At 64.6% G+C, this 24,598-nt stretch carries 20 protein-coding genes; 15 read left to right on the top strand and 5 right to left on the bottom strand.

All coding sequences use genetic code 11. The annotated features are described in order from the left end of the window. Nucleotides 1-1,042 precede the first annotated feature (1,042 nt). The 5 genes from D0T21_RS24510 (at nucleotide 1,043) to rpoH (ending at nucleotide 5,910) form a co-directional block, all read left to right on the top strand. Nucleotides 1,043-1,987 (top strand): MerR family transcriptional regulator, encoded by a 945-nt coding sequence (locus D0T21_RS24510; RefSeq protein ID WP_116992443.1) that lies wholly within the window; start codon nucleotides 1,043-1,045, stop codon nucleotides 1,985-1,987. A 119-nt stretch (nucleotides 1,988-2,106) separates the two neighbouring features. After that, nucleotides 2,107-3,147 (top strand): signal recognition particle-docking protein FtsY, encoded by a 1,041-nt coding sequence (ftsY, locus tag D0T21_RS24515; RefSeq protein WP_116992541.1) that lies wholly within the window; start codon nucleotides 2,107-2,109, stop codon nucleotides 3,145-3,147. A gap of 19 nt (nucleotides 3,148-3,166) precedes the next feature. Beyond that, nucleotides 3,167-3,823: a cell division ATP-binding protein FtsE gene (locus D0T21_RS24520; protein ID WP_116992442.1), complete on the top strand. Its 657-nt coding sequence runs from the start codon at nucleotides 3,167-3,169 to the stop codon at nucleotides 3,821-3,823. After that, on the top strand, nucleotides 3,820-4,740 hold the full coding sequence (gene ftsX, locus D0T21_RS24525; protein WP_116992441.1) for a permease-like cell division protein FtsX: 921 nt from the start codon (nucleotides 3,820-3,822) through the stop codon (nucleotides 4,738-4,740). Before D0T21_RS24520 ends, ftsX begins: the two co-directional genes overlap by 4 nt. Before the next feature lie 270 nt (nucleotides 4,741-5,010). Further along, nucleotides 5,011-5,910 (top strand): RNA polymerase sigma factor RpoH, encoded by a 900-nt coding sequence (rpoH, locus tag D0T21_RS24530; protein ID WP_199538567.1) that lies wholly within the window; start codon nucleotides 5,011-5,013, stop codon nucleotides 5,908-5,910. Nucleotides 5,911-5,981: 71 nt separating this feature from the next. Here the strand turns inward: rpoH and D0T21_RS24535 are convergent, their stop codons facing one another. Continuing rightward, nucleotides 5,982-6,245, bottom strand: coding sequence for a hypothetical protein (locus D0T21_RS24535; RefSeq protein ID WP_116992439.1), 264 nt, complete (start codon nucleotides 6,243-6,245; stop codon nucleotides 5,982-5,984). 136 nt (nucleotides 6,246-6,381) lie between these two features. Between D0T21_RS24535 and D0T21_RS24540 the strand changes: the two genes are divergently transcribed. Further along, the gene (locus D0T21_RS24540) at nucleotides 6,382-6,873 is read left to right on the top strand and encodes a hypothetical protein (RefSeq protein ID WP_116992438.1); all 492 of its coding nucleotides are present in this window, start codon (nucleotides 6,382-6,384) and stop codon (nucleotides 6,871-6,873) included. Nucleotides 6,874-6,891: 18 nt separating this feature from the next. Next, the gene (gene ggt / locus D0T21_RS24545; RefSeq protein WP_116992437.1) at nucleotides 6,892-8,652 is read left to right on the top strand and encodes a gamma-glutamyltransferase; all 1,761 of its coding nucleotides are present in this window, start codon (nucleotides 6,892-6,894) and stop codon (nucleotides 8,650-8,652) included. A gap of 13 nt (nucleotides 8,653-8,665) precedes the next feature. Here ggt and D0T21_RS24550 read toward each other — a convergent pair whose 3' ends face one another. Together D0T21_RS24550 and D0T21_RS24555 are read right to left on the bottom strand one after the other, a co-directional pair. Then, nucleotides 8,666-8,899, bottom strand: a complete 234-nt coding sequence (locus tag D0T21_RS24550; protein WP_116992436.1) for a hypothetical protein — start codon at nucleotides 8,897-8,899, stop codon at nucleotides 8,666-8,668. A 109-nt stretch (nucleotides 8,900-9,008) separates the two neighbouring features. After that, nucleotides 9,009-10,139 carry a cytochrome P450 gene (locus D0T21_RS24555; protein ID WP_116992435.1) on the bottom strand — a complete coding sequence of 377 codons (1,131 nt, stop codon included), beginning with the start codon at nucleotides 10,137-10,139 and terminating at the stop codon, nucleotides 9,009-9,011. A gap of 122 nt (nucleotides 10,140-10,261) precedes the next feature. Between D0T21_RS24555 and lepB the strand changes: the two genes are divergently transcribed. The 5 genes from lepB (at nucleotide 10,262) to D0T21_RS24580 (ending at nucleotide 16,339) form a co-directional block, all read left to right on the top strand. Next, a complete protein-coding gene (gene lepB, locus D0T21_RS24560) occupies nucleotides 10,262-10,942 on the top strand; it encodes a signal peptidase I (RefSeq protein ID WP_116992434.1) in 681 nt (226 codons plus the stop codon). 69 nt (nucleotides 10,943-11,011) lie between these two features. Further along, nucleotides 11,012-11,752 (top strand): ABC transporter ATP-binding protein, encoded by a 741-nt coding sequence (locus tag D0T21_RS24565; protein WP_116992433.1) that lies wholly within the window; start codon nucleotides 11,012-11,014, stop codon nucleotides 11,750-11,752. Continuing rightward, nucleotides 11,749-14,151: a CPBP family intramembrane glutamic endopeptidase gene (locus tag D0T21_RS24570; protein ID WP_116992432.1), complete on the top strand. Its 2,403-nt coding sequence runs from the start codon at nucleotides 11,749-11,751 to the stop codon at nucleotides 14,149-14,151. The genes D0T21_RS24565 and D0T21_RS24570 overlap by 4 nt, the downstream gene beginning before the upstream one ends. A gap of 99 nt (nucleotides 14,152-14,250) precedes the next feature. Next, nucleotides 14,251-15,321 (top strand): DJ-1/PfpI family protein, encoded by a 1,071-nt coding sequence (locus tag D0T21_RS24575; RefSeq protein WP_116992431.1) that lies wholly within the window; start codon nucleotides 14,251-14,253, stop codon nucleotides 15,319-15,321. Nucleotides 15,322-15,343: 22 nt separating this feature from the next. Continuing rightward, nucleotides 15,344-16,339 carry a GlxA family transcriptional regulator gene (locus D0T21_RS24580; protein ID WP_116992430.1) on the top strand — a complete coding sequence of 332 codons (996 nt, stop codon included), beginning with the start codon at nucleotides 15,344-15,346 and terminating at the stop codon, nucleotides 16,337-16,339. Here the strand turns inward: D0T21_RS24580 and D0T21_RS24585 are convergent. Together D0T21_RS24585 and garD are read right to left on the bottom strand one after the other, a co-directional pair. Beyond that, nucleotides 16,336-17,145 carry an NAD(P)-dependent oxidoreductase gene (locus D0T21_RS24585; protein WP_116992429.1) on the bottom strand — a complete coding sequence of 270 codons (810 nt, stop codon included), beginning with the start codon at nucleotides 17,143-17,145 and terminating at the stop codon, nucleotides 16,336-16,338. The genes D0T21_RS24580 and D0T21_RS24585 overlap by 4 nt on opposite strands. A 17-nt stretch (nucleotides 17,146-17,162) precedes the next feature. Continuing rightward, nucleotides 17,163-18,725, bottom strand: a complete 1,563-nt coding sequence (gene garD, locus D0T21_RS24590; RefSeq protein ID WP_116992428.1) for a galactarate dehydratase — start codon at nucleotides 18,723-18,725, stop codon at nucleotides 17,163-17,165. Nucleotides 18,726-19,019: 294 nt separating this feature from the next. Between garD and D0T21_RS24595 the strand changes: the two genes are divergently transcribed. The 3 genes from D0T21_RS24595 (at nucleotide 19,020) to D0T21_RS24605 (ending at nucleotide 24,588) form a co-directional block, all read left to right on the top strand. Then, complete coding sequence (locus D0T21_RS24595) at nucleotides 19,020-19,763, top strand: FadR/GntR family transcriptional regulator (RefSeq protein ID WP_116992427.1); 744 nt, start codon at nucleotides 19,020-19,022, stop codon at nucleotides 19,761-19,763. A gap of 215 nt (nucleotides 19,764-19,978) precedes the next feature. Next, nucleotides 19,979-22,702 (top strand): TonB-dependent siderophore receptor, encoded by a 2,724-nt coding sequence (locus D0T21_RS24600; RefSeq protein WP_116992426.1) that lies wholly within the window; start codon nucleotides 19,979-19,981, stop codon nucleotides 22,700-22,702. A gap of 11 nt (nucleotides 22,703-22,713) precedes the next feature. After that, a complete protein-coding gene (locus D0T21_RS24605) occupies nucleotides 22,714-24,588 on the top strand; it encodes a glycoside hydrolase family 28 protein (protein ID WP_116992425.1) in 1,875 nt (624 codons plus the stop codon). Nucleotides 24,589-24,598 lie beyond the last annotated feature (10 nt).

The raw sequence follows: 24,598 nt of genomic DNA on the forward strand, positions 1-24,598 counted from the left end.
CCCAGCTGCCACTATGCGGTCCCGGCTGCGGGACGCGTTCACTTAAGTTGCGGCCGATTTAATCGACGCCGGCTTTATCGCAGCGCAAAATGCGCCAGAGGCGGCACTATACTGATGCTTTGCTTGTCGATCAAGTGTAAAAGCGTTCATCTTGCCTGCCTTTACCCCCGCCCGTTTTCAAAACAACAGCATTTTACCGCATCGCAATATTTCCTGCCGAGTAAGCCAAAACTAGCCCGGTAATTCCGCCCGATGCATCCATTGCAGCACCCCGTTATGCGGGCTGCCCGAGTGACAAATGCAAGCGCTAGGCATGCGTGACTACATCGTTGTCGGACCAAGTAAAAATAGCCACTTTGCTATTTCTGACGCCATTTTATACTGAAGCACCCCGTCGTTCGCCCCGACTCAATGGTAATAAGCTTACAACTCAGGACTTTGTTTGGCAGTTTATGTCGGCAAAATGGCCTCGGGACCAACTTTGCTCATAGTGATAGCCCTTTATTAGTGTAGGAAATTTTGTCAGCCGCGCAAGGTATTGCACTGCATCAGCAATTTGTAAGAAATTGCTACGTGTTGCGCATTAGAGACAGGCCGAGCGACAAGTCTTGCAAAATACGATGGAATGGTGTCTGAATCGCGCAGCATCTGCATGAATCCCATGCATGGTGCGCGGCGGCCCGTCGCACTTGATCTGGCGCACAAAATAGCCCCCGCGGTAACGGTCCGGCGTCGAAATGTCACTGGCAGCAACAGATATCAGGATATTTTTCACATCGTTGCAAAATATCTTGTCCAAGACAAATCAAGGGGAAAGCCCGTATTCAGTTCATTAGTTCTGTATGTCAACTGTGTGTCGTGGACAAGCACTTTTTCATAGCGAAAACGCGGCAAAACCCGATAGCGCGCACCATACTTTCGGGCGCAAATCGAATGTAAAATGCAGGTCGCGTGCTCCTGGCCTGGCCTGTTCGCGCACTGTGCACCTGGACCCCGTGCCAACCCTCGCGACTGTCAAATAAATGGCGGCCGCTTATGCCTGATGACTATTAAAGTTTCCTCACAAACAGTTCCCAGCACGATCAGCGACGTCGAGCGCGACACCGGCGTCGCCAAGGAAACCCTGCGCGTGTGGGAACGGCGCTACGACTTCCCGCAGCCGCTGCGCGACCCGAACGGCGAACGGGTCTACCCGATCGAGCAAGTCCACAAGCTGCGCCTGGTCAAGCGCCTGATCGACCTGGGCTACCGTCCGGGCAAGGTCATCCAGTACACCACCCCCGAGCTGCAGGCGCTGACCGGCCAGGCCAGCGGCGGACAGCACGGCGCCACGGCCACGCCGCCGGCGCTGCAAGGCTACCTGGACCTGTGCAAGAGCCACCAGATGGAAGCGCTGCGCCGCAAGCTGTCGCAGGCATTGCTGATGATGGGCCTGAAAAGCTTCGTGATCGAGCTGGTGGCGCCGCTGACCGCGCTCATCGGCGAAGCCTGGGCCAGCGGCGCCCTGGCCACCTTCGAAGAACACTTATATACCGAGTCCCTGACGGTGGTCATGCGCAGCGCGATCTTCGCCATGCCGCAGGCCAACGCCAGCAACCTGGGCGCGCCGCGCATCATGCTGACCACCCTGCCGCAGGAGCGTCATGGCCTGGGCCTGCTGATGGCCGAAGCGATGTGCGTGGCCGAGGGCGCGCACTGCATCTCGCTGGGCGTGCAGACGCCGCTGCCCGACATCGTCGAGGCGGCGCGCGTGCAGCGGATCGACATCATCGCCCTGTCGTTCTCGGTCGCCATGAACGCGCGCCAGGCGCTCGACGCGCTGGCCGAACTGCACACCCGCCTGAACGGCGGCGTCGCGCTGTGGGCCGGCGGCGGCAACGCCGCCTTCAAGCGGCGCCGCCCGCCTTACGTGCGGGTCTACGCCCTGTCCGACATCAGCGCCGCCATCGCCGAATGGCGCCAGCGCAACGTCCCCGCCGCCGGCTGAAACGTTGTCATTCCGGTAGCATGGCCGGGCGGCCGCGCCGCGCTCTGGTAAAATAGCCGCATTTCCCCGTGTCCGGCGCTGCCGGCCATCAGCTTGAAGCGCCCCCCAACCACATGTCCATGTTTAGTTTCTTCAAGAAAAAACCCGTCGCCCCGGAAGTGCCTGAGGTCAAAACCCCGGCACCGGCCCCCACCCCAACCGCCGCCACGCCCGCCTTTGCCGCGCCGCTGCCCGACCTGCTGCCGATCGAAGAACCGGCGCCGAAACTGTCGTGGATGTCGCGCCTGAAGGCCGGCCTGTCCAAGACTTCGAACAACCTGTCCATCCTGTTCGTCGGCGCCAAGATCGACGACGAGCTGTACGAGGAACTGGAAGCGGCCCTGCTGATGTCCGACGCCGGCGTCGACGCCACCCAGTACCTGCTGGACGCGCTCAAGCAAAAGGTCAAGGACGACAAGCTGCTCGACGCCGCCGCCGTCAAGGCCGCGCTGAAGCAGCTGCTGATCGAGCTGCTGACGCCGCTGCAGCGCCCGTTCGAGCTGGGCCGCCACCAGCCGACCGTGATGATGATCTCCGGCGTCAACGGCGCCGGCAAGACCACCACCATCGGCAAGCTGGCCAAACACATGCAGACCCACGGCCAGTCGGTGCTGCTGGCCGCCGGCGACACCTTCCGCGCCGCCGCCCGCGAGCAGCTGATGGTCTGGGGCCAGCGCAACAACATCACCGTGATCTCGCAAGCCTCGGGCGACCCGGCCGCCGTCTCCTTCGACGCCGTGCAGTCCGGCAAGGCCAAGGGCCTGGACGTGGTGATGATCGACACCGCCGGCCGCCTGCCGACCCAGCTGCACCTGATGGAAGAGCTGAAGAAAGTCCAGCGCGTCATCGGCAAGGGCATGGAAGGCGCGCCGCACGAAACCCTGCTGGTGATCGACGGCAACACCGGCCAGAACGCGCTGGCCCAGGTCAAGGCCTTCGACGACGCCCTCAAGCTGACCGGCCTGGTCATCACCAAGCTGGACGGCACGGCCAAGGGCGGCGTGCTGGCCGCCATCGCCCGGGTACGCCCGGTGCCGGTGTACTTCATCGGCATCGGCGAAAAGATCGAAGACTTGCAGCCCTTCGTCGCCGCCGAATTTGTCGAAGCCCTGCTGGGCTAACCCCACCGATAAGCCCTCCATGATCGAATTCCGCAACGTCTCGAAACAATATTCCCCCGACGCGACGGCGCTGCGCGACGTCTCGTTCACGGTGGCCAAGGGCGAACTGGTGTTCCTGGCCGGCCCCTCAGGCGCCGGCAAGTCCACCCTGCTGAAAATGATCGCCGCCGTCGAGCGTCCCAGCGCCGGCCAGGTAATCGTCAACGGCCAGGACATCGCCCGCATCAAGCCGGCCGCCGTGCCGTTTTTGCGGCGCAACCTGGGCCTGATCTTCCAGCAGCAACGGCTGCTGACCGACCGCTCCATCCTGGCCAACGTCATGCTGCCGCTGCTGGTGACGGGCGCCTCGCGCGCCCAGGCCGAGCAGCGCGCCCGCGCCGCCCTCGACAAGGTCGGCCTGCTGGAACGCGCCGACGCCCAGCCGCTGGCCCTGTCCGGCGGCGAGCAGCAGCGGGTGTCGATCGCGCGCGCCATCGTCAACCGCCCGCAAGTGATCCTGGCCGACGAGCCGACCGCCAACCTGGACCGCGCCAGCGCCAATAAAGTACTGGACGCGCTCAAGGCCTTCCACTCGGTCGGCGTCACCTGCCTGATTTCCAGCCACGACGAGCAGATGCTCGATGCGGCCGCGCGCGTCATCCACCTCAAGCAAGGTCAACTGGAGGTGCAGGCATGACGCTCTGGTTCCGTCAACACCGCTACGCGCTGGCCGCGGCGCTGGTCCACCTGCGCCGCTCGCCGGGCGGCTTTTTGTTCAACATATTAGTGGTGGCGATCGCGCTGGCCTTGCCGTTCACCGGCGTCACCCTACTCGACAACGTGCGCCCCATGTCCGAGCAGCTGTCAGTCGATCCCGAGATCAGCGTCTTCCTCACGCTCGACACCCCGCGCGAGCAGGCCGAGGCGCTGGCCGTATCGCTGCGCCAGACCGTCCGCGACAAGCAGGCCAAGATCATCTTCACCCCGCGCGAAAAGGCGCTCGACCAGCTGAAGGACAAGAGCGGCCTGGCCGACGTGTTGACCACCCTGGGCGACAACCCGCTGCCGGACAGCTACGTGCTGAAGCTGGACGCCTTCCGCAACGCCCAGGCCGGCGGCGACGTCGACCAGCTGGCCGAGCAGATCCGCGCCCTGCCCGGCGTCGACACGGTGCAAGTCGACTCGGCCTGGGTCAAGCGGCTGGCGGCGCTGCTCAACGTGCTGCGCCTGGCGCTGCTGCTGCTGGCGGCCACGCTGGGCACGGTGGTGATCGCGGTGATCTTCAACACCATCCGCCTGCAGGTGATGACCCAGCGCGAGGAAATCCTGGTCTCCAAGCTGATCGGCGCCACCGACAGCTTCATCCACCGCCCCTTCTATTACACCGGCGCGCTGCTGGGCCTGTGCGCCGGCGGCGTGGCGCTGGGCGCGGTGTCGCTGGCGCTGCAGCCGCTGAACATCGCGATTGCCGAATTCGCAAGATTGTACGCCTCCGAATTCCAGCTGGCGCCGCTGCCGCCGCTGGCCATGGCCGGCCTGCTGGCCCTGTCGGCCGGCCTCGGCCTGGTCGGCGCGCTGCTGTCCGTGCAGCGCCACCTGTCCCGCCTGAACTGATCCACCAGCCTTCCGTGCGTCCGCGCACGGAAGCGCCCCTCCCTGCCCGCTTAGCATTAAGTCCTGCCTAAGCTCCAACGCGCATGCTTGATCAAAGACCATCATGATGCTGAAAAACCTCATAGCCTTTTGCTATCGAAGCAATTAATATCGGGTGATTGGCACTCAACGAAGGAGAGTGCTAATATACGTGAACTGAAGAGCAAAACAGTTCTCTACAGCATCAAGCAACATTAAGAATAAGCACTATCATCGAGCGAAGGAATGAATATGACTATGATGTCCGCACCGACTGCCTTGGTACCTGCGACCAATAGCGCCCTGGGACTCGGGTTCACTGGCAACCTGGGCAACCTGGACGCCTACATTTCGGCCGTCAATCGCCTGCCGATGCTGACGCACGACGATGAAATCTCGCTGGCCAAGCGCCTCAAGGAAAAGAACGACCTCGGCGCCGCCCAGGAACTGGTGCTGTCGCACCTGCGCCTGGTGGTGTCGATCGCCCGCGGCTACCTGGGCTACGGCCTGCCGCACGCCGACCTGATCCAGGAAGGCAATATCGGCCTGATGAAGGCGGTCAAGCGCTTCGACCCGGACCAGGGCGTGCGCCTGGTGTCGTACGCGATGCACTGGATCAAGGCCGAGATGCACGAGTACATCCTGAAAAACTGGCGCCTGGTCAAAGTGGCGACCACGAAAGCACAGCGCAAGCTGTTCTTCAACCTGCGCAGCCACAAGACCGGCCTGGACGCGATGACGCCGACCCAGATCGACAGCCTGGCCAAATTGCTGGACGTCAAGCGCGAAGAAGTGATCGAGATGGAAACCCGCCTGAGCGGCCGCGACATCGCGCTGGAATCGCCGACCGACGACGAAGACGACAAGTTCGCGCCGATCGCCTACCTGTCGTCGGAAGCGAGCGAGCCGACCCGCGTGCTGGAAGCCGAACAGGTGACCCGCCTGCAATCGGAAGGCCTGGAAGAAGCGCTGGGCAAGCTCGACGCCCGTTCGCGCCGCATCGTCGAAAGCCGCTGGCTGGCCAACGACGACGGCTCCGGCGCCACGCTGCACACGCTGGCGGAGGAATTCGGCGTCTCGGCCGAGCGCATCCGCCAGATCGAAGTGGCCGCGCTGAAAAAAATGAAAGGCTCGCTGGCCGCCTACGTGTAATTCACGTGTAAGCGACCGGGCCCAGCCATAAAAAAAGCCCCGCTTGGGGCTTTTTCTTTTTCCACCAGTAATTACGCTGCCAGGCCTTGCGCCAGCAGCTCACCGACCAGCTGATTCAGGTCGACGTCACGTTCTTTCGCCTTGGCATGCAACTGCTGCACCAAGTCGCCGTTCAGCTTGACCGCGAACGGCACCAGCCCCAAAGCCTGATCGCGCTTGCGCTGCTCCCGCTTGTCGACCACCTCGGCCACCTTGCCGAAGCTGGCGGCGCCAGGGGCGGACATCTGGCCCATTAATTTTTTAGCGTCGCTTTTCGCCATGCCGGTCTTTTTCATTTTGTTCAGTCAATGTGATTCAGGGCCCCCATTCTACGGCACATAGTTTGACCCAGCGCTGTAAAGCTGCGGTTCGTGCGCCGCCGACATGATCTTTTTGCTAAGCTTGCCGTCTACTTCGAGGGAAGAGGTATTTATGAAATCTACATTATTAAGGCAGTTGATCATCCTGCCGCTGCTGGTGGCCATGCTGGCCCTGCTGCACGCCTGCGGTTCCGCGTCCGCCATCAACCGCGCCGCCGCCGCGCCGCCGGCGTTCTCGCAGACCTACGTGCTGACCCAGGGCGCCAGCGTGGCCATCGCGCCGGCCGCCACGCCCGGCGTCAGCGGCGCCACCGCCAGCGCGCCCAGCCTCAAGCTGGAGCGCGTCAACGACAGCCGCTGCCGCACCGGCGCCGTCTGCGTCTGGGCCGGCTACATCAGCTACAGCTTCGCGCTGACCGCGCCCGACGGCACGACCAGCAACTTCGTGCTGTCCGACAGCATGCCGAACGCCAGCGCCAGCGTCACGCAAAACGGCCTGACCTTCACGCTGACCGGCGTCGAGCCGCAGGCGGTCCCTGCCAAGAATGAAGCCGCGCCGGATTATCGGGTAAGCTTGAGGGTGAGCAACGCACCTTCATCCTAACCCGGACCCAGCGCACACATGACTCAAGCCCACCGCCCCGCCCGCACCGTTCTCGTTTCCTCCATCATCCTGACGTTGATCCTGCCGCCGGCGGCCTGGGCCAAGACCCCGGTCGCCACCGGCAGCGGCGGCGCCGTCGCCACCATCAGCGAACCGGCGTCCAAGGCGGCGCTGGCCATCCTCAACCAGGGCGGCAACGCCATCGACGCCGCCGTCGCCGCGGCCGCCACGCTGGGCGTGACCGATCCGTTCAGCTGCGGCATCGGCGGCGGCGGCTTCATGGTGATCTACCTGGCCAGGGACAAGCGCGTGATCACCATCGACCACCGCGAAACCGCGCCCGCCAACTTCACGCCCACCGTGTTCCAGCAGGACGGCAAGATCATGGACTTCGACACCGTGGTCGCCAGCGGCATGGCGGTCGGCGTGCCCGGCACCGTGCGCGGCTGGCACGAAGCGCTGGACCGCTACGGCTCGATGTCGTTCAAGCAGGTGCTGGCGCCGGCCATCGCCGTGGCCAGCGACGGCTTCACCGTCAACGCCAACTTCACCCACCTGGTCGAAGACAGCGAGGCCAAGTTCCGCATGTTCCCCGACACCGCCGCGCTCTACCTGAAAAACGGCAAGGCCATCCAGCCCGGCAGCATCCTGCGCAACCCGGGCCTGGCCAAGGCCTACCGCGAACTGGCGGCCGGCGGCGTCAAGGCGTTTTATGAAGGCAAGATCGGCCGCGCCGTGGTCGACGCCGTGAACCAGCCCAAGGTCGCCAGCGGCGTGCAAGTGCGCGCCGGCCAGATGACGATGGCCGACCTGGCCAACTACGAAGCGCGCCTGCGCCAGCCGGTGCACAGCACCTATCGCGGCTACGATTTATACGGCATGCCCTTGCCGAGCAGCGGCGGCATCGCCATCGCCGAAGCGCTGAACATCCTCGAAGGCTACGACCTCAAGGCCATGCCCAAGGAGAAGGCCGAACACCTGTACCTGGAAGCGAGCCGCCTGGCCTTCGCCGACCGCAACGCCTACCTGGCCGATCCCGAATTCGTCGACGCGCCGGTGGCCGGCCTGCTGAACAAGGACTACGCCGCGCGCCGCCGCGAGCTGATCAATCCAAACCAGGCCAGCGTGCAGGCGCCGGCCGGCGATCCGTATCCGTTCCAGAACGACATCAGCGTGCCGCTGCGCCCCAACGCCAACAAGCTGCTGGCCGAAGGCGCGCACACCACCCACCTGACCGTGTCGGACAAGGACGGCAACATCGTCTCCTACACCTACACCATCGAAGCCTGGGGCGGCAGCGGCATCGTGGTGCCCGGCTACGGCTTCCTGCTGAACAACGAGATGACCGACTTCGACTTCTCCGGTCCGGCGCCCAACGTGCCGGAGGCGGGCAAGCGTCCGCGCAGCAGCATGTCGCCGACGCTGGCCTTCAAGAACGGCAAGCCGGCGTTCTCGATCGGCAGTCCGGGCGGCGCCACCATCATCACCACCGTGCTGCAAACCATCTTCAACTACGTCGACCTGGGCATGAGCATGCCGGACGCGCTGAACGCCCCGCGCCTGTCAGAACGCAACGGCGTCGCCACCGACGTCGAGCCGGGCTTCGCCGGCACCGCGCAGGCCAAGGCGCTGGAGAAGACGGGCCAGCACTGGAACCAGCCGGAAGAAATCGGCGCCGCCAACGCGCTGGTGTTCAACCCGGACGGCACCATCACCGCTGTCAGCGAAGGCCACCGCCACGGCGCCGGCAGCGCGCTGGTGCAGAAGGCGGCGCACTAGGGGCTTGTTCAAGTCAAGGGAAGGTCAAGTCCATGCCGAGCATCCTGATAAGGACGAAGGTGACGAGTCCCAGGCCCAGCAGCGACAGCACGAAGGCTGCGGCCACCTTGCCGCCCGCGCGTAGCACCGCGCGCGTCTCCTTCGCCGTCTTCCCTTGATCGTAATGCCACTTGATGGCGAAGAACATGCCCGTGCCGAGCACGAGAAACTTGAACGTAACGAAGACTACAGGGATCCATTCCATCATTTTGAGTCTTTCCAGGCTATTACTCGACACTATCTAAGCAGGCATACTACTTAAAAGCAATTTCCATACATCGAGACAAATTGTCCCAGTTGGAAACCATACAAGCAATTTAGCTGAAGACTGGCAGGCGGGCGTTGGGCGAACGACGATACGTCCAGCTCAGTGTCCGCAGCAAATCCGATTCGGACTGCCCCGCCAGTTCGGCCATCAGCGCAGCCATCGCCCCGGTGGCAAACGCACAGGCCAGCGCCTGCCCCGGGCACGCGTGGACGCCATGTCCAAAACCGAATTCACGTCCCATCCCTCGCGGATCGCGATTGGCCGCCGCCAGCACCAGCAATATCGTTTGCCCCGCCAGCACTGGCACGCCGCCGATCTCGCAGTCGTTCGCCACGAAACGGCGCGTATTCTGAATCGGCGGATCGAAGCGGCTGACCGCCTGCACCAGCGCGGCCGCATCCCGCCCGCCGCTACGCTCCTCCTCCGGCTGACGCGCCAGCGCCAGCACGCTATTGCCGATCAGCCCAGCCGTGGCCTCGTAAGTCTGCGACAGCAGGCCGACCAGATTGGCCAGCAAGCCATGCGACTCGCTCCATCCCACCGCCTGCGCCTCGGCGATCACTTGCGACAGCAGGCTGTCCGCCGCGGCCGACGATGCGGCATCGCGCAGCAATTCCTTGAAGCTGTCCAGCAGCGCCAGCGCCGCCGCATGCGCGCGCCCGATCTGCGACGCATCGCTGTACGGCGACAGGCAGGCCACGAACTCGCCCATCCACGCCGCCACCGCCGGCAACTGGTGGTCCGCAAAACCCAGCAGGCTGGCCATCGCCGACACCGGCACCTCGAACATCCACGACGCCAGCCCATCGTCGCGCCACAAGCGCCGGGCGATCAGCGCCGCGCGCTGTTGCGCCGCCTGCACGCTCACGCCGGCCAGCGCCCGCTGCAAGGCCAGCTTGGGCACGGCATGCCGCTCGCCGTCGTTCATGCGCACCAGCGCGCCGAACACCTGCCCCGCCGCGCCGCCGGCGATGGCCGCCGGCACCGGCTCGGCCAGCGGTCGCACGCGACAATCGGGATGCCGCATCACCGCCATCACATCGGCGGCGCTGGCGGCGATCCACAGACCGAGACCGGCGTCGAAACGCAGCCCTTGCAGTGACGCCAATTCGTCGTAGTATGGATAAGGATCGGCATGCGTCACCGCAGCCAGCGCGTGTTGGGGATAGGTAGTATTCATGTGACCAGAATGCCACCATTTTCACCGCGATAGTTAGGCCTGCGCCGAAGTAAGCCAGCCGCTAAGCCATGTTTAAGAATCCGCCAACAAACTAAGCCACCGATACCACTCTGGGAACCACAATGAAAAACTGGGCACGCGCCAACAAAGGCTTCTTACTCTTCCTGATGCTGTTCGGGATCTTCCGCACCGCCGTCGCCGACTGGAATCCGATTCCCTCCGCCTCCATGCACCCCAACCTGCTGGAAGGCGACGTGGTGTTCGTCAACCGCCTGGCCTACAACGTCAAGCTGCCGCTGACCGACGTCGTCATCGGCACCACCGGCGAACCGCAGCGCGGCGACATCGTCACCTTCTCCTCGCCCAAGGACGGCACCCGCCTGATCAAGCGCGTGATCGCGCTGCCGGGCGACCGCGTCGAGATGCGCAACGAGCAGCTCATCATCAACGGCCAGCAGGCCGGCTACTCGGCCCTGAGCCGCGGCACCGAATCCGTCAAAGGCCTGGGCGATATCGCCGCGCTGCACGTCGGCGAAGCCATCGCCGACGCCCGCGCCCACTCCATCCAGCTGATGCCGCAGGTGCAGGCCCGCCGCGATTTCGCGCCCGTCACCGTACCCGCCGGCCAGTACATGATGTTGGGCGATAACCGCGACAACAGCGAAGACTCACGCTACATCGGCCTGGTGCCGCGCGCCCTGCTGATCGGCCGCGCCGAGCGCGTGCTGGCCTCCGCCGACATCACCGGCAACTGGCATCCCCGCACCGAACGCTTCGGCATGAGCCTCTACCCGACACCGTAAGCCCCCTCCCCAGCGGCTCCCGGCAGTGCTATGATCAGTAGAAAATCTCATAACATTGTCGGGAACCATATGATCGAATTCCAGGGACTGTCCAAAGTCTACGGTGGCTTCAATGCCGTCAAACCCCTGAACCTGACCGTCAGGCGCGGCGAAGTGTTCGGCTTCCTCGGCCCCAACGGCGCCGGCAAAACCACCACCATCCGCATGATGATGGGCATCCTGGTGCCGAGCGCCGGCCACGTGCTGATCGACGGTCTCGATTGCCACGCCGATCCGGCCGAAGTCAAGCGGCGCGTCGGCTACCTGCCCGACACCCCCATCTTCTACGACTACCTGCGCGGCCGCGAGATCCTGCAATTCGTCGGCGAGATGCACGGCTACTCGCGCACCGAGGCGACCGAACGCGGCGCGCGCCTGCTGGCCGAATTCGGCCTCGAAGAAGCGGCCGAAGACTACGCCGTCAACTACTCGCTGGGCATGAAGAAGCGCCTCGGCCTGGCCTGCGCGCTGATCCACGATCCGACGGTGCTGATCCTCGATGAGCCGATCAACGGCCTCGATCCGCGCGCCTCGCGCGACGTGCAGGAGCGCCTGCTGGCGGCGGCCGCGCGCGGCGTCACCATCTTCGTCTCCACCCATTTGCTGGACATGGCGGAAAAGCTGTGCGACCGCGTCGGCATCATCCACCACGGCCAGCTGGTGGCCACCGGCACGCTCGACGAGATCCGCGCCGAAGCCTCGGCCAGCGGCTCGCTGGAAGACGTGTTCCTGAAGATCACCGACGAAGCCGCAGAGGAGCAGGCGGAATGACGCAGCAGGCGGCCCAGCCGCTATCGCAGGCGCGCGCCATCTGGCTGATGACCAAAATGCGCCTGACCCGCCAGCGCAACATGGTGGCCAATAACCTGTTCCGCAAATTCAGGGGGAAGAAAAAGCAGAAAAAGGCGCGCGACGGCATCGCCAAGACGAGCAGCATGTGGGTGCTGACCGTGGTCATGGTGTTGTTCATGGCCTTCTCCTTCGTCGGCCTGTCGCGCAACGTGGTGCTCAACATGGGCTGCCACCTGGTCGCCGACAGCGCCTGCCACGTGGTAGAGAAAGACGGCGAACGCCGCGACAACATGGAGCTGACCGCGGCCGAGCTGCATCAGGCGCCGTTCCAACCCGAGCTGGCGCACGGCCTGACGATGGTCATCACGGTGCTGTGCGGGATCGCCGTCCTGCTCCCCCTCGGCAGCAAGGAGCTGGCGCAACCCGACTGGGACATGGAATGGCTGGTCACCATGCCGGTCGAACGCTCCACGCTCTTGTGGGGGCGCCTGCTGGAACGCAGCGCCGCCAACTTCACAGGCATGTTCGCGCTGCTGCCGCCGCTCGGCATCATTGCGTGGTACTCGGGCCTGGGCTGGTTCGCGCCGCTGGCCGCATTGGCGGCGCTGATCGTGCTGCTGCCGCTGGCCGCGCTGCTGCATACGCTGGCCGACACCGGCTTGCGCATGTGGCTCCCTGCATCGCAGCTGCGCAACCTGCAAGCCGTCACCGGCTTGTTCAGCATGCCCCTGATGTATTTCGTCATGGCGCTCGGCATGCCGGGCGCCAGCGGCTTCGTGATGGACTGGGCACGCGCCTTTCCCGCGTGGGCCAGCTGGACGCCGCCAGGCATGGTACTGCAAGCGATGCAGGCGCCCGGCCTGGCGCAAGCCGTGCAGGCCATCGCCCTGCTGCTGGTGCAGGCTGCGGTGCTGATATGGGCCGGCGTGGCGCTGATGCGCTACCAGCTGCGCAACGGCGTCGTCAACGCCGGCTCGCGGGAAAGCGTGCGGCGCAAACAGCCGGCCGTCGCCGGCGACACCGCGCGTGGAGGCCTGCGCACGTGGCTGTCCGGCGCCATGTCGCCGATCAAGCGCCGCGAGCTGCGGCTGCTGAGCCGCGACCGCAACTTCCTGGTGCAAACGCTGGTGCTGCCGGTGGTGATCGTGATCAGCCAGATGATCTTCAACGGCAAATTGAGCAGCTTCGCGGAACTGGGCCAGCACCACACCACCACCGCCGCCATCGCCTTCGGCATGGGCGTCTACGTGCTGATGCTGTCGGCCTTCCAGACGCTGAACAACGAAGGCCAGGTCCTGTGGCTGCTGTACACCGTGCCGCGCTCGATCGAGAGCGTGTTGAAGGAAAAGGCCCAGCTGTGGGGCACGCTGACGATGCTCTACCCGCTGGTCGTCATCGGCATCAGCGCCTGGTACACCACGCACTTCGAATGGTCGATGCTGGTGCTGCTGCTGACGGTCTTCGCCGGCATCCCGATCTACTCGCTGATCGCCGTCTCGCTGGGCGTGTTCGCCTGCGATCCACTGGCGGTCGACGTGCGCGCCCGCGTGCGGCCGACCTACATCTACCTCTACATGCTGCTGGCCGGTTTCTACACCTGGTCGATCTACAGCAGCGTGTGGTCGCAAAAACTGGTGGTGATGGTGCTGGTCGCATCGATGGCGCTGGCGCTGTGGCAGAAGGCGCGCGACGCCCTGCCCTACCTGCTGGACCCGGCCGCCGCGCCGCCGCCGCGCGTCTCCACCTCGGACGGCCTGATCGCCGCCACCGCCTTCTTCATCCTGCAGAGCCTGACCACGCTGTGGATCATGAAGGACACGGCGACAACCACGCCCACGCTGAAAGCCGCGACGATAGCTTTCGTCACATCCGGCCTGCTGGTCTATGTGCTGATGCGCTTCGTCTACTGGCGCAGCAAGACCGCCGGCGTACCGGCCATCCTGCGCGGCGGCGACACGCGGCTGACGCTGCGCTACGGCGCCATGGCGGCCGCCGTGGCCTGCGCCGTCGGCCTGGCTTACCTGGTCGTTCTCCAGCACTCTTCGCTGTGGTCCGAGATCGCCAGGCAGATGACCGCATCGACCGGCCCGCGCGGTTGGCTGCTGTTGCTGGCCGTGCTGGCGGCGCCCCTGTTCGAGGAGTTCATCTTCCGTGGCCTGATCTACGGCGGCTTGCGCCGCTCGATGCCGGCGGCGCCGGCCATGCTGATGAGCGCAGCCATCTTCGCCGTCGTACACCCGCCGGTCTCTATGCTGCCGGTCTTCGTGCTTGGCCTGTGCACCGCCTGGACCTATGAGCGCAGCAAGACCCTGCTCGGCCCGATGCTGGTGCACGCCGTGTACAACGCCATCATCCTGTCCTGGCAGTTCTGGATGTAGCAATCAAGTCCGCCGTGGCAGGAATTGACTGTCTTATGTCATCCTGCCACGGCCCGCGCCCCGGATAATCCTTGTAAAACCATACACAGGACCGTCCCAATGCGCAAACTGATCTACCTCTTCCTGCTGATCGGCCAACTGGCCACTGCCGGCGAAATCCCAACCTACCAGGACCGCTTCGGCCGCGCCAAACCGGTGGTCGCCGTGGTCGGCGAAAACAGCGGCACCGAGCTGACCGATTTCGTCATCCCCTACGGCGTGCTGGCCCGCTCCGGCGCGGTGCAGCTATTGAGCGTCGCCACCCAAACCGGCTCGCTGTCCATGCGCCCGGCGCTGAAGCTCCAGCCCGACGCCACCACCGCAGAATTCGACCAGCGCTACCCGCAAGGCGCCGACTATGTGATCGTGCCGGCCGTCGTCAAGCCGGACGATGCGACGCTGGTGGCCTGGGTCGCCGCGCAAGGCGCGAAAGGCGCCACCGTCGTCAGCATCTGCGACGGCGCGCTGATCGTCGCCAACGCGGGCCTGTTCAAGGGCAAACGCGCCACCGCCCACTGGGCCACCGAGTCCTATCGCAAGGAGCACTACCAGGACGTGCAATGGGTCAGCAATATCCGCTACGTCGCCGACGGTAAAGTCATCTCCAGCGCCGGCGTCAGCGCCGCCATGCCGACCACGCTGGCACTGGTGGAAGCCATCGCCGGCACCGCGCGTGCCACCGACGTGGCGCAGCAGATCGGCGTCGCCGACTGGAGCACCACCCACGACAGCGACATCTTCCGTCCACGGCTGGGCACCAACCTCACCGCCTATATCACCGGCTACACCAATCAATGGTTCCACTCCCGCGACGACATCGGCGTACTGGTGGCACCCGGCGTGGATGAAATCACGTTGGCCTTCACCGCCGACGCCTGGTCGCGCTCCAAGCGCAGCAAGGTCTACTCAGTCGCCGCGAGCGCCGAACCGCTGCAATCGCGCTCCGGCCTGACCATCCTGCCGGATCGCTTGCAGGGCGCGGCCGATGCGCCGGAACTGCTGCCGGCCACCGCTGTGGCGGCCTTGCCAGCCAAAGCGCTCGACCGCGCGCTGGAAGGATTGGACCAGCGCTACGGCCACCGCACCGCCCTGCTGGTCGCGCTGGAATTCGAGTATCCTTCCTACCATTGAGGTCATCCAAACAAATTCCGTCATGCCGTCAAAGAAAACCCTGCGCGTCGTACTGCTCGCCTACGACGACATGAACCTGCTGGACCTGTGCGGTCCCTTGCAGGCGCTCGCCACCGCCAGCAAGCGCCACACCGGCAAGGGTCCTGCGCTGTACGAAACCATCGTCGCCTCGGCCGACGGCGGCATGATTACCACCAGCGCCGGCCTGCCGGTGATGACGGTCGCCATTGCCACGCTGGATGACCTGGCCATCGACACGCTGATCACGCCGGGCGGTTGCAAGGGACAGGAATACTACGCGCCGCCGGCGCTGGTGAAGTGGGTCGTGCGCCAGGCGCCGCTGGTCCGCCGCCTGTGCTCCGTCTGCACCGGCGCCTTCCTGCTGGCAGCCGCCGGGCAGCTGGACGGCAAGCGCGCCACCACGCATTGGGAATGGGTAGACCGGCTTCAAAGCCAGTACCCGGGCATCAACATCGACGCCGATAAAATCTTCATACAGGATGGTTCGGTGTGGAGTTCGGCCGGCGTCAGCGCCGGCATCGACCTGACGCTGGCGCTGATCGAAGAGGATTACGGCCATCACGTCGCCATCGAAACGGCGCGCCAGCTGGTGATGTTCATCAAGCGCACCGGCGGCCAGTCGCAATTCAGCGTGCCGCTGGCCGCACAGGCGCACGAAGGCGGACGCTTCGACGACCTGCACGCCTGGGTCGCCGCCAACCTGCACGAAAACCTGACCGTGGACCGGTTGGCGGAACAAGCCGGCATGACGCCGCGCACCTTCGCCCGCAGCTACGCCAGCCAATCGGGACGCACGCCGGCAAAGATGGTGGAAGCGATGCGGCTGGAGGCCGCCTGCCGCGCATTGGAGAAGACCGTGCTGCCGCTGAAAGCCATCGCGGCCAACACCGGCTATGTGGAAGAGCAGAACCTGCGGCGCGTGTTCCAGCGCCAGCTGGGCGTGAGCCCAACCCAGTACCGCAGCCGGTTCTCCGGCCACGGCGCGGCGGTGAACTAGTCTTTGTACTGAGGCCCGGACATCAGGAAGCCGCCGCCCTGGTAAATGGTGGCCACGTCATCCTTGGGCGGATAGGCGCCGGTGTCCGGGAAGTTCGACGCAAAGCGCGTCGAGCTGTCCTTGGGATTGAAGCCCAGGTGCGCCGCCTTGCTGTTATCCCACCAGCGGCCCGGATTGGCCGACGCGCCAAACAATATCGTATGACCCACGCGCGGCGTGAACAGCGATACCCGCAGCGACTCCACCAGATCGTCGTAGCTGAACCACGTCACCAGCATGCGCGGATTCACCGGCTCCGGGAACGATGAGCCGATGCGCAGGCACACCGTCTCGATACCGGCGCGGTCATAGTAGTAGCGCGACAGCGACTCGCCGAAGCACTTGCTCACGCCGTACAGGCTGTCCGGCCGCATCGGGCTGTCGGCGTCGATGTAGTCGGTGGTCTTGTAGTAGCCGATGGTATGGTTGGAACTGGCGAAAACCACCCGCTTGACGCCGTGCTTGTGCACCGCCTCGTACAGGTTGTAGGTACCGGCGATATTGGCCGCCATGATGTTCTCGAAAGTGTTCTCGGTCGAGATGCCGCCGAAGTGCAGCACCGCGTCCACGCCTTCCAGCAGCTTGAACACGGCGGCCTTGTCGGCCAGGTCGCACTGGACGATTTCCTCGCCCTCGCGTGCATCACCCATGTCGCCGATATCGGACAGGCGCACCACATCGGCCCAGGGCTTGATGCGGTCGCGCAGGATTTTACCCAGGCCGCCGGCGGCGCCGGTCAGCAGCAATCGTTTGAATGGTTTGGTCATGATTCAGTCTCTTGTTATCAGGTCACCGGGGCCGGGTTGAACAGCACCAGTGCGTTATGCAGCTTCCATTTCTCCGCCCACGTGCGGCGTCCGCTGGCGACATCCAGCAGCAGCTGGAACATCTCCCAGCCGACGTCCGCGATCGTGGCCTCGCCGCTGGCGATGCTGCCGGCGTTGATATCCATCAGGTCATGCCAGCGCGCCGCCAGCTCGTTGCGGGTGGCGACTTTAATGACCGGCACTTCGGCCAGTCCATACGGCGTGCCACGGCCGGTGGTGAAGATATGCACGTTCATGCCGGCCGCCACTTGTAGTGTGCCGCAAATGAAATCGCTGGCCGGCGTGGCGGCGTAGATCAGGCCTTTCTGCGTCAGCTTCTCGCCCGGCGACAGCACGCCGGAAATCGGACTGCTGCCGGATTTGACGATAGAGCCCATCGCCTTCTCGACGATGTTCGACAGGCCACCCTTCTTGTTACCGGGCGTGGTGTTGGCGCTGCGGTCCACGCCGCCGCGCTTGAGGTAATTGTCGTACCACTCCATCTCGCGGATCATCGCCTGCGCCACTTCCGGCGTGGCCGCGCGTGAAGTCAGCTGGTCGATCCCGTCGCGCACCTCGGTCACTTCGGAGAACATCACCGTGGCGCCGGCGCGCACCAGCAGGTCGGTGGCATAGCCCACGGCCGGATTGGCGGTCACGCCGGAGAAGGCGTCGCTGCCGCCGCACTGCACGCCCACCACCAGCTCGGACGCGGGCACGGTCTCGCGGCGGCGCCGGTCCAGCGCGGCCAGGTTGACCTCGGCCTGCTTCATGATCGACTCGATCATCGACATGAAGCCCACGTGGCCCGCGTCCTGCAAGCAGACCACCGCCGGATCGGCGCCGCCGCCGTTCTGGATCGGGATCGAACCTTTGGGGAACAGGCGCGCCGGCTGCAGCTTCTCGCAACCGAGGCTGACCACCATCGCCTGTCCGCCGAAATTCGGATTCAGGCTGATATTGCGCAGCGTGCGGATCGGCACCATCGCGCCCGGCGCATCGATCGCCACGCCGCAGCCGTAGGTGTGCTCCAGCCCCACCACGTCGTCGACGTTGGGATACTTGGGCAGCAGTTCTTCCTTGATGCGCTTGACCGCGAACTCCACCACGCCCGCCACGCACTGCACGGTGGTGGTGATGGCCAGGATGTTGCGCGTGCCGACGCTGCCATCGGGATTGCGGAAGCCTTCGAACGTATAGCCTTCCAGCGGCTCGGCCGGCGGCGGCAGCTTGGTCGATATCGGCAGGTTGACCAGTTCGCGCGCGGGAGGCATCACCACCTGCGGCTCGGCGACCCAGCTGCCGGCGGCGATATCGTGCGCGGCGTGGCCGATGGTGACGTTGTAGCGCCGCACCGGATCGCCCTTGGCGATAGCGCACAGCGCCACCTTGTGCCCCTGCGGCACGGCTTCCCGCAGCGCCAGGCCGCTGGCGAAGACCGCGCCGGCAGGCAGGCCGCCGTCGTTGACGACAATGGCGACGTTGTCGTTGTCGTGCATGAGGATGTAGCGCGGCGTACCTGTGATCGTCGGTGTCGGCATGTGTATTCCTTGTCTTCCTGTTCCGGGCCCTGCGTCCCGGCGAACGTTGTTTTTCGCGTTGTTTTTTGCGTAATTTGGTGCGCCGCAAAAGTGGTCAGGCCACTTCTCCGCTGGCCTGACTGGCGCCGTTTGTGGCCTTGGCACCACAGGAGAAAACGGCTTGTTTGCTGGGCTACAGCCCTGTAAACTCCCCCTTCCCGCAGCTGCATGACGATTTTAGTATGACAGCTAAAAATTAATTTGGCTAGTCCACATTGCATATTTGGTCTGACCACCTTAGAATGGTCTGACCAGATGGCGATATCCAAGCCACCCTACGAATACGAGACACAGATGCTGAAAAAGACTTCCGCCCCTGCCGATAGCACCGCCCACGAACCGCGCCTGTATCGCGTTGTGGCGGACCGCATCCAGGAACTGATACGCGAAGAGAAGATCGCCGGCGGCGAACGCCTGCCGTCGGAGCGCGACCTGGCCACCAAGTTGAGCGTCAGCCGCGCCTCGCTGCGCGAAGCGTTGATCGCGCTGGAACTGGGCGGCGTGATCGAAGTGCGCGGCGGCTCCGGCGTCTACGTCAGCGAAGTGCCGGAACCCTCGGCCGCCGACCTGCCCGAAGCCGGCCCCGGTCCGTTCGAAGTGCTGTCGGCGCGCCGCCTGATCGAATCCGAGATCGCCGCCATCGCCGCCCGCGTCGCCACCGACGGCGCCATCGACGCCATCCTCAAGGCCGTCGTCGAGATGGAACAGAACCACCACAATTATTCGAGCAACGAGAACGCCGACCGCAACTTCCACCTCGCGATAGCCCGGGCCACCGGCAATAGCGCGCTGGTCGGATCGCTGGACTACCTGTGGGACCAGCGCGGCCGCCTGTGGCACAAACTGAAAGAACACTTCCAGACCGAGGAACTGCGCCAGGAAACGCTGAAGGACCACCGCCGCATCCTGGAAGCGATCGCCGCCCACGATCCGGCGGCAGCGCGCAAAGCCATGCGCGCCCACCTGGAGCGCGTGACCCGCACCTTCTCGCGCGGATAAGCAGTTGTAGCAAGCAGTAAGGCAGTAGCGCAGGACCGGCCTCGATGCCGGTCCGCGAACAAAGCAATAAGTTATCGACCGTCTTGCGACCTCGGCCCGTGTTCACCACGACGGCCCTCGTCTCAACGGCACGGAGTACGCGAGGTGCTCCAATCCCGTCCAGTGCTTTACCAGCACGGCGCATAACTTTATTCAAAAAGACGAAGGAGACACGCATGAACACGTCCGATCACTCGGTCCAGAACCGTTCCGCCCAACCCCGCCTGCTGCTGTCGGCCATCACCGTGGCCGTGCTGACGCTGGCCAACCAGGCGGCCGCGCAACAGAGCGGAGAAGCGGCAATGACCCGCGTCGAAGTGACCGGCTCCAGCATCAAGCGCCTGGCCACCGAAGCCTCGCTGCCGGTCAGCACCGTCAAGGCCGAGGACTTCATCAAGCAAGGCATCACCACGCTGGCCGACATCATGATGTCGCTGCCGCAGTCCGCATCGCTGGCGCCGTCCAACGCCGGCTCGGGCACCAACATCAACCTGCGCGGCCTGGGCGTGAACCGCACCCTGGTGCTGCTCAACGGCCGCCGCATGGCCAACGAGGCGATCGCCGACGGCTACGCCAACCTGGACGTGATCCCGATGAGCGCACTGGCCCGCGTCGAGATCCTGCGCGACGGCGCATCGTCGATCTACGGCTCCGACGCCATCGGCGGCGTGGTCAACTTCATCACCAAGACCTCCTTCGAAGGCCTGTCGCTGACCGGCCAGGAAGTCCAGCCGGAGAAGAACGGCGGCGGCGACGAACAGCGCGCCAGCATCACCTGGGGCAAGGGCAACCTGGAACGCGACGGCTGGAGCATCTATGGCACCATCGATGCCCACCAGCGCATCCGCCTGGCCGCGCGCGACCGCGCCGACCTGAGCTCCGCCGACCTGCTGACTTCCATCGGCCGCGCGCCGACGCTGGGCTCCGGCGGCAACGCCACGCCGGCCAACTTCACCACCTCGACCAACAAGACCGCGCAGAACCCATACGCCGCAAGCGGTTGCCTGGCGCCCTACTCGATCGTCGGCCAGAAGAATACCTGCATCCAGGACGCCAACGAATACGGCACCGCGCTGTACGCCAACCAGCAGGTCACGTTCTACGCCCGCGCCGCCAAGAAGCTGAGCGAGGACCATACCGTCTCCGTCGACTACTCGCGCGGCGAGGAATTCATCCTCGGCACCAAGAACCCGACCAATGCGCTGGCCGTCAGCGGCGTCAGCGCCACGCTGCCATCGACCAGCAAATGGTATCCGGGTAAAAGCGGCGGCGTGCCTGCGGTTGCAGGCCTGAACAACGCACCGCTGATCCTGACCTGGGCCGTGGCCGACCTGGGCCTGGCCACCACCAAGGACGTGCAGCTGAACCAGCGCCTGTCCGTCATGGATGAAGGCACGCTGGCGGGCTGGGACTACAAGGCCGGCCTGGTGATCGGCGTTTCGCAGCGCGACAACTACTACTACTCTGGCTACGTCAAAGGCCAGGGCCTGCTGGATGGCCTGAAGAGCGGCGCGCTCAATCCATTCGGCATACAGGACGCCACCGGCCAAGCCTACCTCGACACCATCAAGGTCGATGGCGCCAAGAACCGCACCTCCAAATCGACCTTCACCGGCGTCGACCTGACCGCCAGCCGCGCGCTGATGGAACTGCCGGGCGGCTCCATGGCGCTGGCGCTGGGCGCGGACTTCCATCGCGACACCACCGAAGACACCAAGCTGCCGATCAGCGCCGAAGTCACCTACGCCAGCGCGTCGCCATCGCACGGCGAAGGCGCGCGCAACGTCGCAGCGCTGTTCGCCGAGCTGAATGTGCCGCTCACCCAAAAGCTGGAACTGAACGTCGCCGTACGTGATGACCATTTCAGCGATTTCGGCAACACCATCAACCCGAAGGTCAGCTTCCGCTACGAGCCGACCAAGCAGCTGATGTTCCGCGGCTCGGCCAACACTGGCTTCCGCGCACCAACGCTGTTCGACCGCTACGGCTACCGCCTGGCCGGCGCCACCGGCCTGACCTCGGCCAAGTGGGACGACCCGGTCCTCTGCCCTGGTGGCAAGCCTGGCGTGGCCGGCACCGGCACTGCGCTGCCAGGCCTGGTGTCGTCGTCGGTTTGCAACACCACGCTGCCCAAGCAGACCGGCTCCAATCCGGACCTGGTGCCGGAAAAATCGAAAGGCTTCACGCTGGGTACCGTGTTCGAGCCGACCAAGTCGGCGATGGTCTCGATCGACTACTGGAACATCAAGATGACCGACATGCTGGCGAACTTGCCGGAGCAGGTCTACTTCCTCGATCCGGTCAAGTACGCATCGTTCTTCGTGCGTAACGCCGACGGCACCATCAACTACATCAAGAACACCACGATGAACCTGGGCGGGCAGAAGGCGGCCGGTATCGACGTATCGGGTTCGTATGCCTTCCCGCGCACTTCGTACGGCGACTTCAAGGTTTCGCTCGACGGCACCTACCTGACCCAGTTCGACAACCAGCTCGACAAAGGCAGCCCTTACGTGTCGAACATCGGCCAGTTCGGCCTGGCCAGCAACGGCACCACCAGCAGCCTGCCTATCATCACCTTCCGCTGGAAGCACACGCTGAAGCTGAACTGGGCCGCCGGCAACTGGAACACCCAGCTGACCCAGAACTACAACTCCAAGTACACCGACCAGAACCTGGTGGCGCAGCAGTACTGGCGCAACATCAATTCGTACAAGGTATGGAACTGGACCACGACCTACAACGGCTTCAAGAACATCCAGGTTACCGCCGGCATCAACAACCTGTTCAACGTGAATCCGCCTGTGACCAACAGCAGCCTGTATAGCTTCGGTTACCTGAGCAGCGCCGCCAGCCCGATCGGCCGCGCCTACAACGTCCGCGCCACCTACACCTTCTGATGAGAACACAGATGCATAACGACGAACAGAAAGGCGGTGGCCTCGGCCGCCGCCGCTTCCTGCAAGCCTTGTCGGCGGCCGGCCTGGCCGGTGGCGCCGGCCCGGCGGCGCTGGCCGCCAGCACCAAGGCGGCCGATCCGTGGAAGGAGGCGCAAGCCATCATCGACCGCTTCAAGAAACCGCTGAAATTCCGCGACGAAGACTTCGTGGTGACGGCCTTCGGCGCCGCCACCTGCGAGACTAAACCGGTAACGGCATGGACTTCGTTCACCGAGTCGGACACGCTGCAAACACCGGTGGCCGGCTCGCACGACTGCTACCCGGCGATCGCGGCGGCCATCGCGGCCTGCCACAAGGCCGGCGGCGGCCGCGTGGTGATCCCGGCCGGGAACTGGCTGTGCGCCGGTCCTATCGTGCTGCTGTCGAACGTGAACGTGCACCTGAAGGCCGGCGCCCACGTCTACTTCAGCAACAATCCGGCCGACTACGCCAGGTACGGCGCCTACGATTGCGGCAAGAACGGCAAACTGTCGATCACGCGCTGGGAAGGCAACGACCTGCTGAACTACTCGTCAATGGTGTACGCCCACGGCCAGGACAACATCGCCCTGACCGGCGAGGACTGGACCAGCATCCTGGACGGCCAGGCCGGCGTCGCCTTCGACGGCGACCCGGATTGCTGGTGGTCGTGGAAAGGCCGCGAGAAACCGAATTGGGCCGGCGACATCGCCGCCGGCGCCGGCAACTACGTCAAGCACACCAAGGGCAAGACCGAAGTGCACGTCAATCCGGCCAACCCAACCTCGCTGCGAGAGATCGCGCCGCACCTGAGCGAAGCGGAAGCCCTGTTCATCCAGGGTCCGAACGACAAGTGGCGCACCGACTCCTACTATCTGCGTTCGCTGGCGGAAGCCCGCGTGCCGGTGGCCAAGCGCGTGTTCGGCATCGGCCATTACCTGCGGCCGCACATGGTGCAGTTCATCAGCTGTACCAACGTGCTGTTCGAAGGCTACCAGACCACCAACACGCCGTTCTGGCAGCACAACCCGGTCAACTGCCACGACATGCATGTGAAGAAGGTCTACGCCAACAGCATGGGCCCGAACAGCGACGGCTTCGATCCTGAATCGTGCACCAATGTGTTGATCGAAGACTGCCACTTCAACACCGGCGACGACTGCATCGCCATCGATTCGGGCAAGGGTCCGGATATCCAGTTCGGCCCCGCCAAGAACATCGTGATCCAGAACTGCAAAATGCAGAGCGGTCATGGTGCACTCACGCTGGGCAGCATCATGTCCGGCGGGATCGAGAACATCTACGCGCAGAACCTGGTGTTCGAGAACAGCAACTGGAAAAGCGACCCGCTGAACATCGCGATCCGCCTCAAGACCAATATGAGCCGCGGCGGCTACCTGCGCAATATGCACGTCCGTAACGTGCATATCCCGAACGGCATCCGCACCACGCCGGCGTTCTTTTCGACGCTGCCAGGCTCGCTGATCCCGACCAAGTCGGTGGCCACGTCGGCGGGCGGCATCATCACCATCGACTGCGGCTACGATCCGGTCAGCGACAATGTGCGTATCCGTCCACCGAGCGTCAGCCATGTGCGGATCTCGAACGTCACCTGCGCCAACGTCGAGACCAAGACCGGCAGCTACTCCTGCTACCAGGCCATCGTGATCCTGGGGCCGGTGGCGTCGGACTACAACGGTCCGGGCAAGCCGGTGGTGCTGCCGGTGTCCGCCATCGAAGTCAGCGACTGCGATCTGGGCACGCCGGTCAACGCCGACAAGCCTATGTATCTGTACAACGTCAAGGGACTGAAACTGAAGAACGTCAAGATCGGCGGCAAGGCCGTCAATCAAAGCTTCTCCGCCTGAGTCCAGGCGC

It is taken from the genome of Duganella sp. BJB476 (genome assembly GCF_003416895.1).
Classification (GTDB): Bacteria; Pseudomonadota; Gammaproteobacteria; order Burkholderiales; family Burkholderiaceae_D; genus Rugamonas.

Bases quoted from the DNA above. Each gene is read 5' to 3' on its own strand.
- D0T21_RS24520 (WP_116992442.1), top strand. From the start codon at position 3,167: ATGATCGAATTCCGCAACGTCTCGAAACAATATTCCCCCGACGCGACG.
- garD (WP_116992428.1), bottom strand. From the start codon at position 18,725: ATGCCGACACCGACGATCACAGGTACGCCGCGCTACATCCTCATGCAC.
- D0T21_RS24570 (WP_116992432.1), top strand. From the start codon at position 11,749: ATGACGCAGCAGGCGGCCCAGCCGCTATCGCAGGCGCGCGCCATCTGG.
- ftsX (WP_116992441.1), top strand. From the start codon at position 3,820: ATGACGCTCTGGTTCCGTCAACACCGCTACGCGCTGGCCGCGGCGCTG.
- D0T21_RS24595 (WP_116992427.1), top strand. From the start codon at position 19,020: ATGGCGATATCCAAGCCACCCTACGAATACGAGACACAGATGCTGAAA.
- D0T21_RS24555 (WP_116992435.1), bottom strand. From the start codon at position 10,139: ATGAATACTACCTATCCCCAACACGCGCTGGCTGCGGTGACGCATGCC.
- ftsY (WP_116992541.1), top strand. From the start codon at position 2,107: ATGTTTAGTTTCTTCAAGAAAAAACCCGTCGCCCCGGAAGTGCCTGAG.
- D0T21_RS24550 (WP_116992436.1), bottom strand. From the start codon at position 8,899: ATGATGGAATGGATCCCTGTAGTCTTCGTTACGTTCAAGTTTCTCGTG.
- D0T21_RS24510 (WP_116992443.1), top strand. From the start codon at position 1,043: ATGACTATTAAAGTTTCCTCACAAACAGTTCCCAGCACGATCAGCGAC.
- D0T21_RS24585 (WP_116992429.1), bottom strand. From the start codon at position 17,145: ATGACCAAACCATTCAAACGATTGCTGCTGACCGGCGCCGCCGGCGGC.
- D0T21_RS24580 (WP_116992430.1), top strand. From the start codon at position 15,344: ATGCCGTCAAAGAAAACCCTGCGCGTCGTACTGCTCGCCTACGACGAC.
- D0T21_RS24600 (WP_116992426.1), top strand. From the start codon at position 19,979: ATGAACACGTCCGATCACTCGGTCCAGAACCGTTCCGCCCAACCCCGC.
- D0T21_RS24535 (WP_116992439.1), bottom strand. From the start codon at position 6,245: ATGAAAAAGACCGGCATGGCGAAAAGCGACGCTAAAAAATTAATGGGC.
- D0T21_RS24575 (WP_116992431.1), top strand. From the start codon at position 14,251: ATGCGCAAACTGATCTACCTCTTCCTGCTGATCGGCCAACTGGCCACT.
- D0T21_RS24605 (WP_116992425.1), top strand. From the start codon at position 22,714: ATGCATAACGACGAACAGAAAGGCGGTGGCCTCGGCCGCCGCCGCTTC.
- rpoH (WP_199538567.1), top strand. From the start codon at position 5,011: ATGACTATGATGTCCGCACCGACTGCCTTGGTACCTGCGACCAATAGC.
- ggt (WP_116992437.1), top strand. From the start codon at position 6,892: ATGACTCAAGCCCACCGCCCCGCCCGCACCGTTCTCGTTTCCTCCATC.
- lepB (WP_116992434.1), top strand. From the start codon at position 10,262: ATGAAAAACTGGGCACGCGCCAACAAAGGCTTCTTACTCTTCCTGATG.
- D0T21_RS24540 (WP_116992438.1), top strand. From the start codon at position 6,382: ATGAAATCTACATTATTAAGGCAGTTGATCATCCTGCCGCTGCTGGTG.
- D0T21_RS24565 (WP_116992433.1), top strand. From the start codon at position 11,012: ATGATCGAATTCCAGGGACTGTCCAAAGTCTACGGTGGCTTCAATGCC.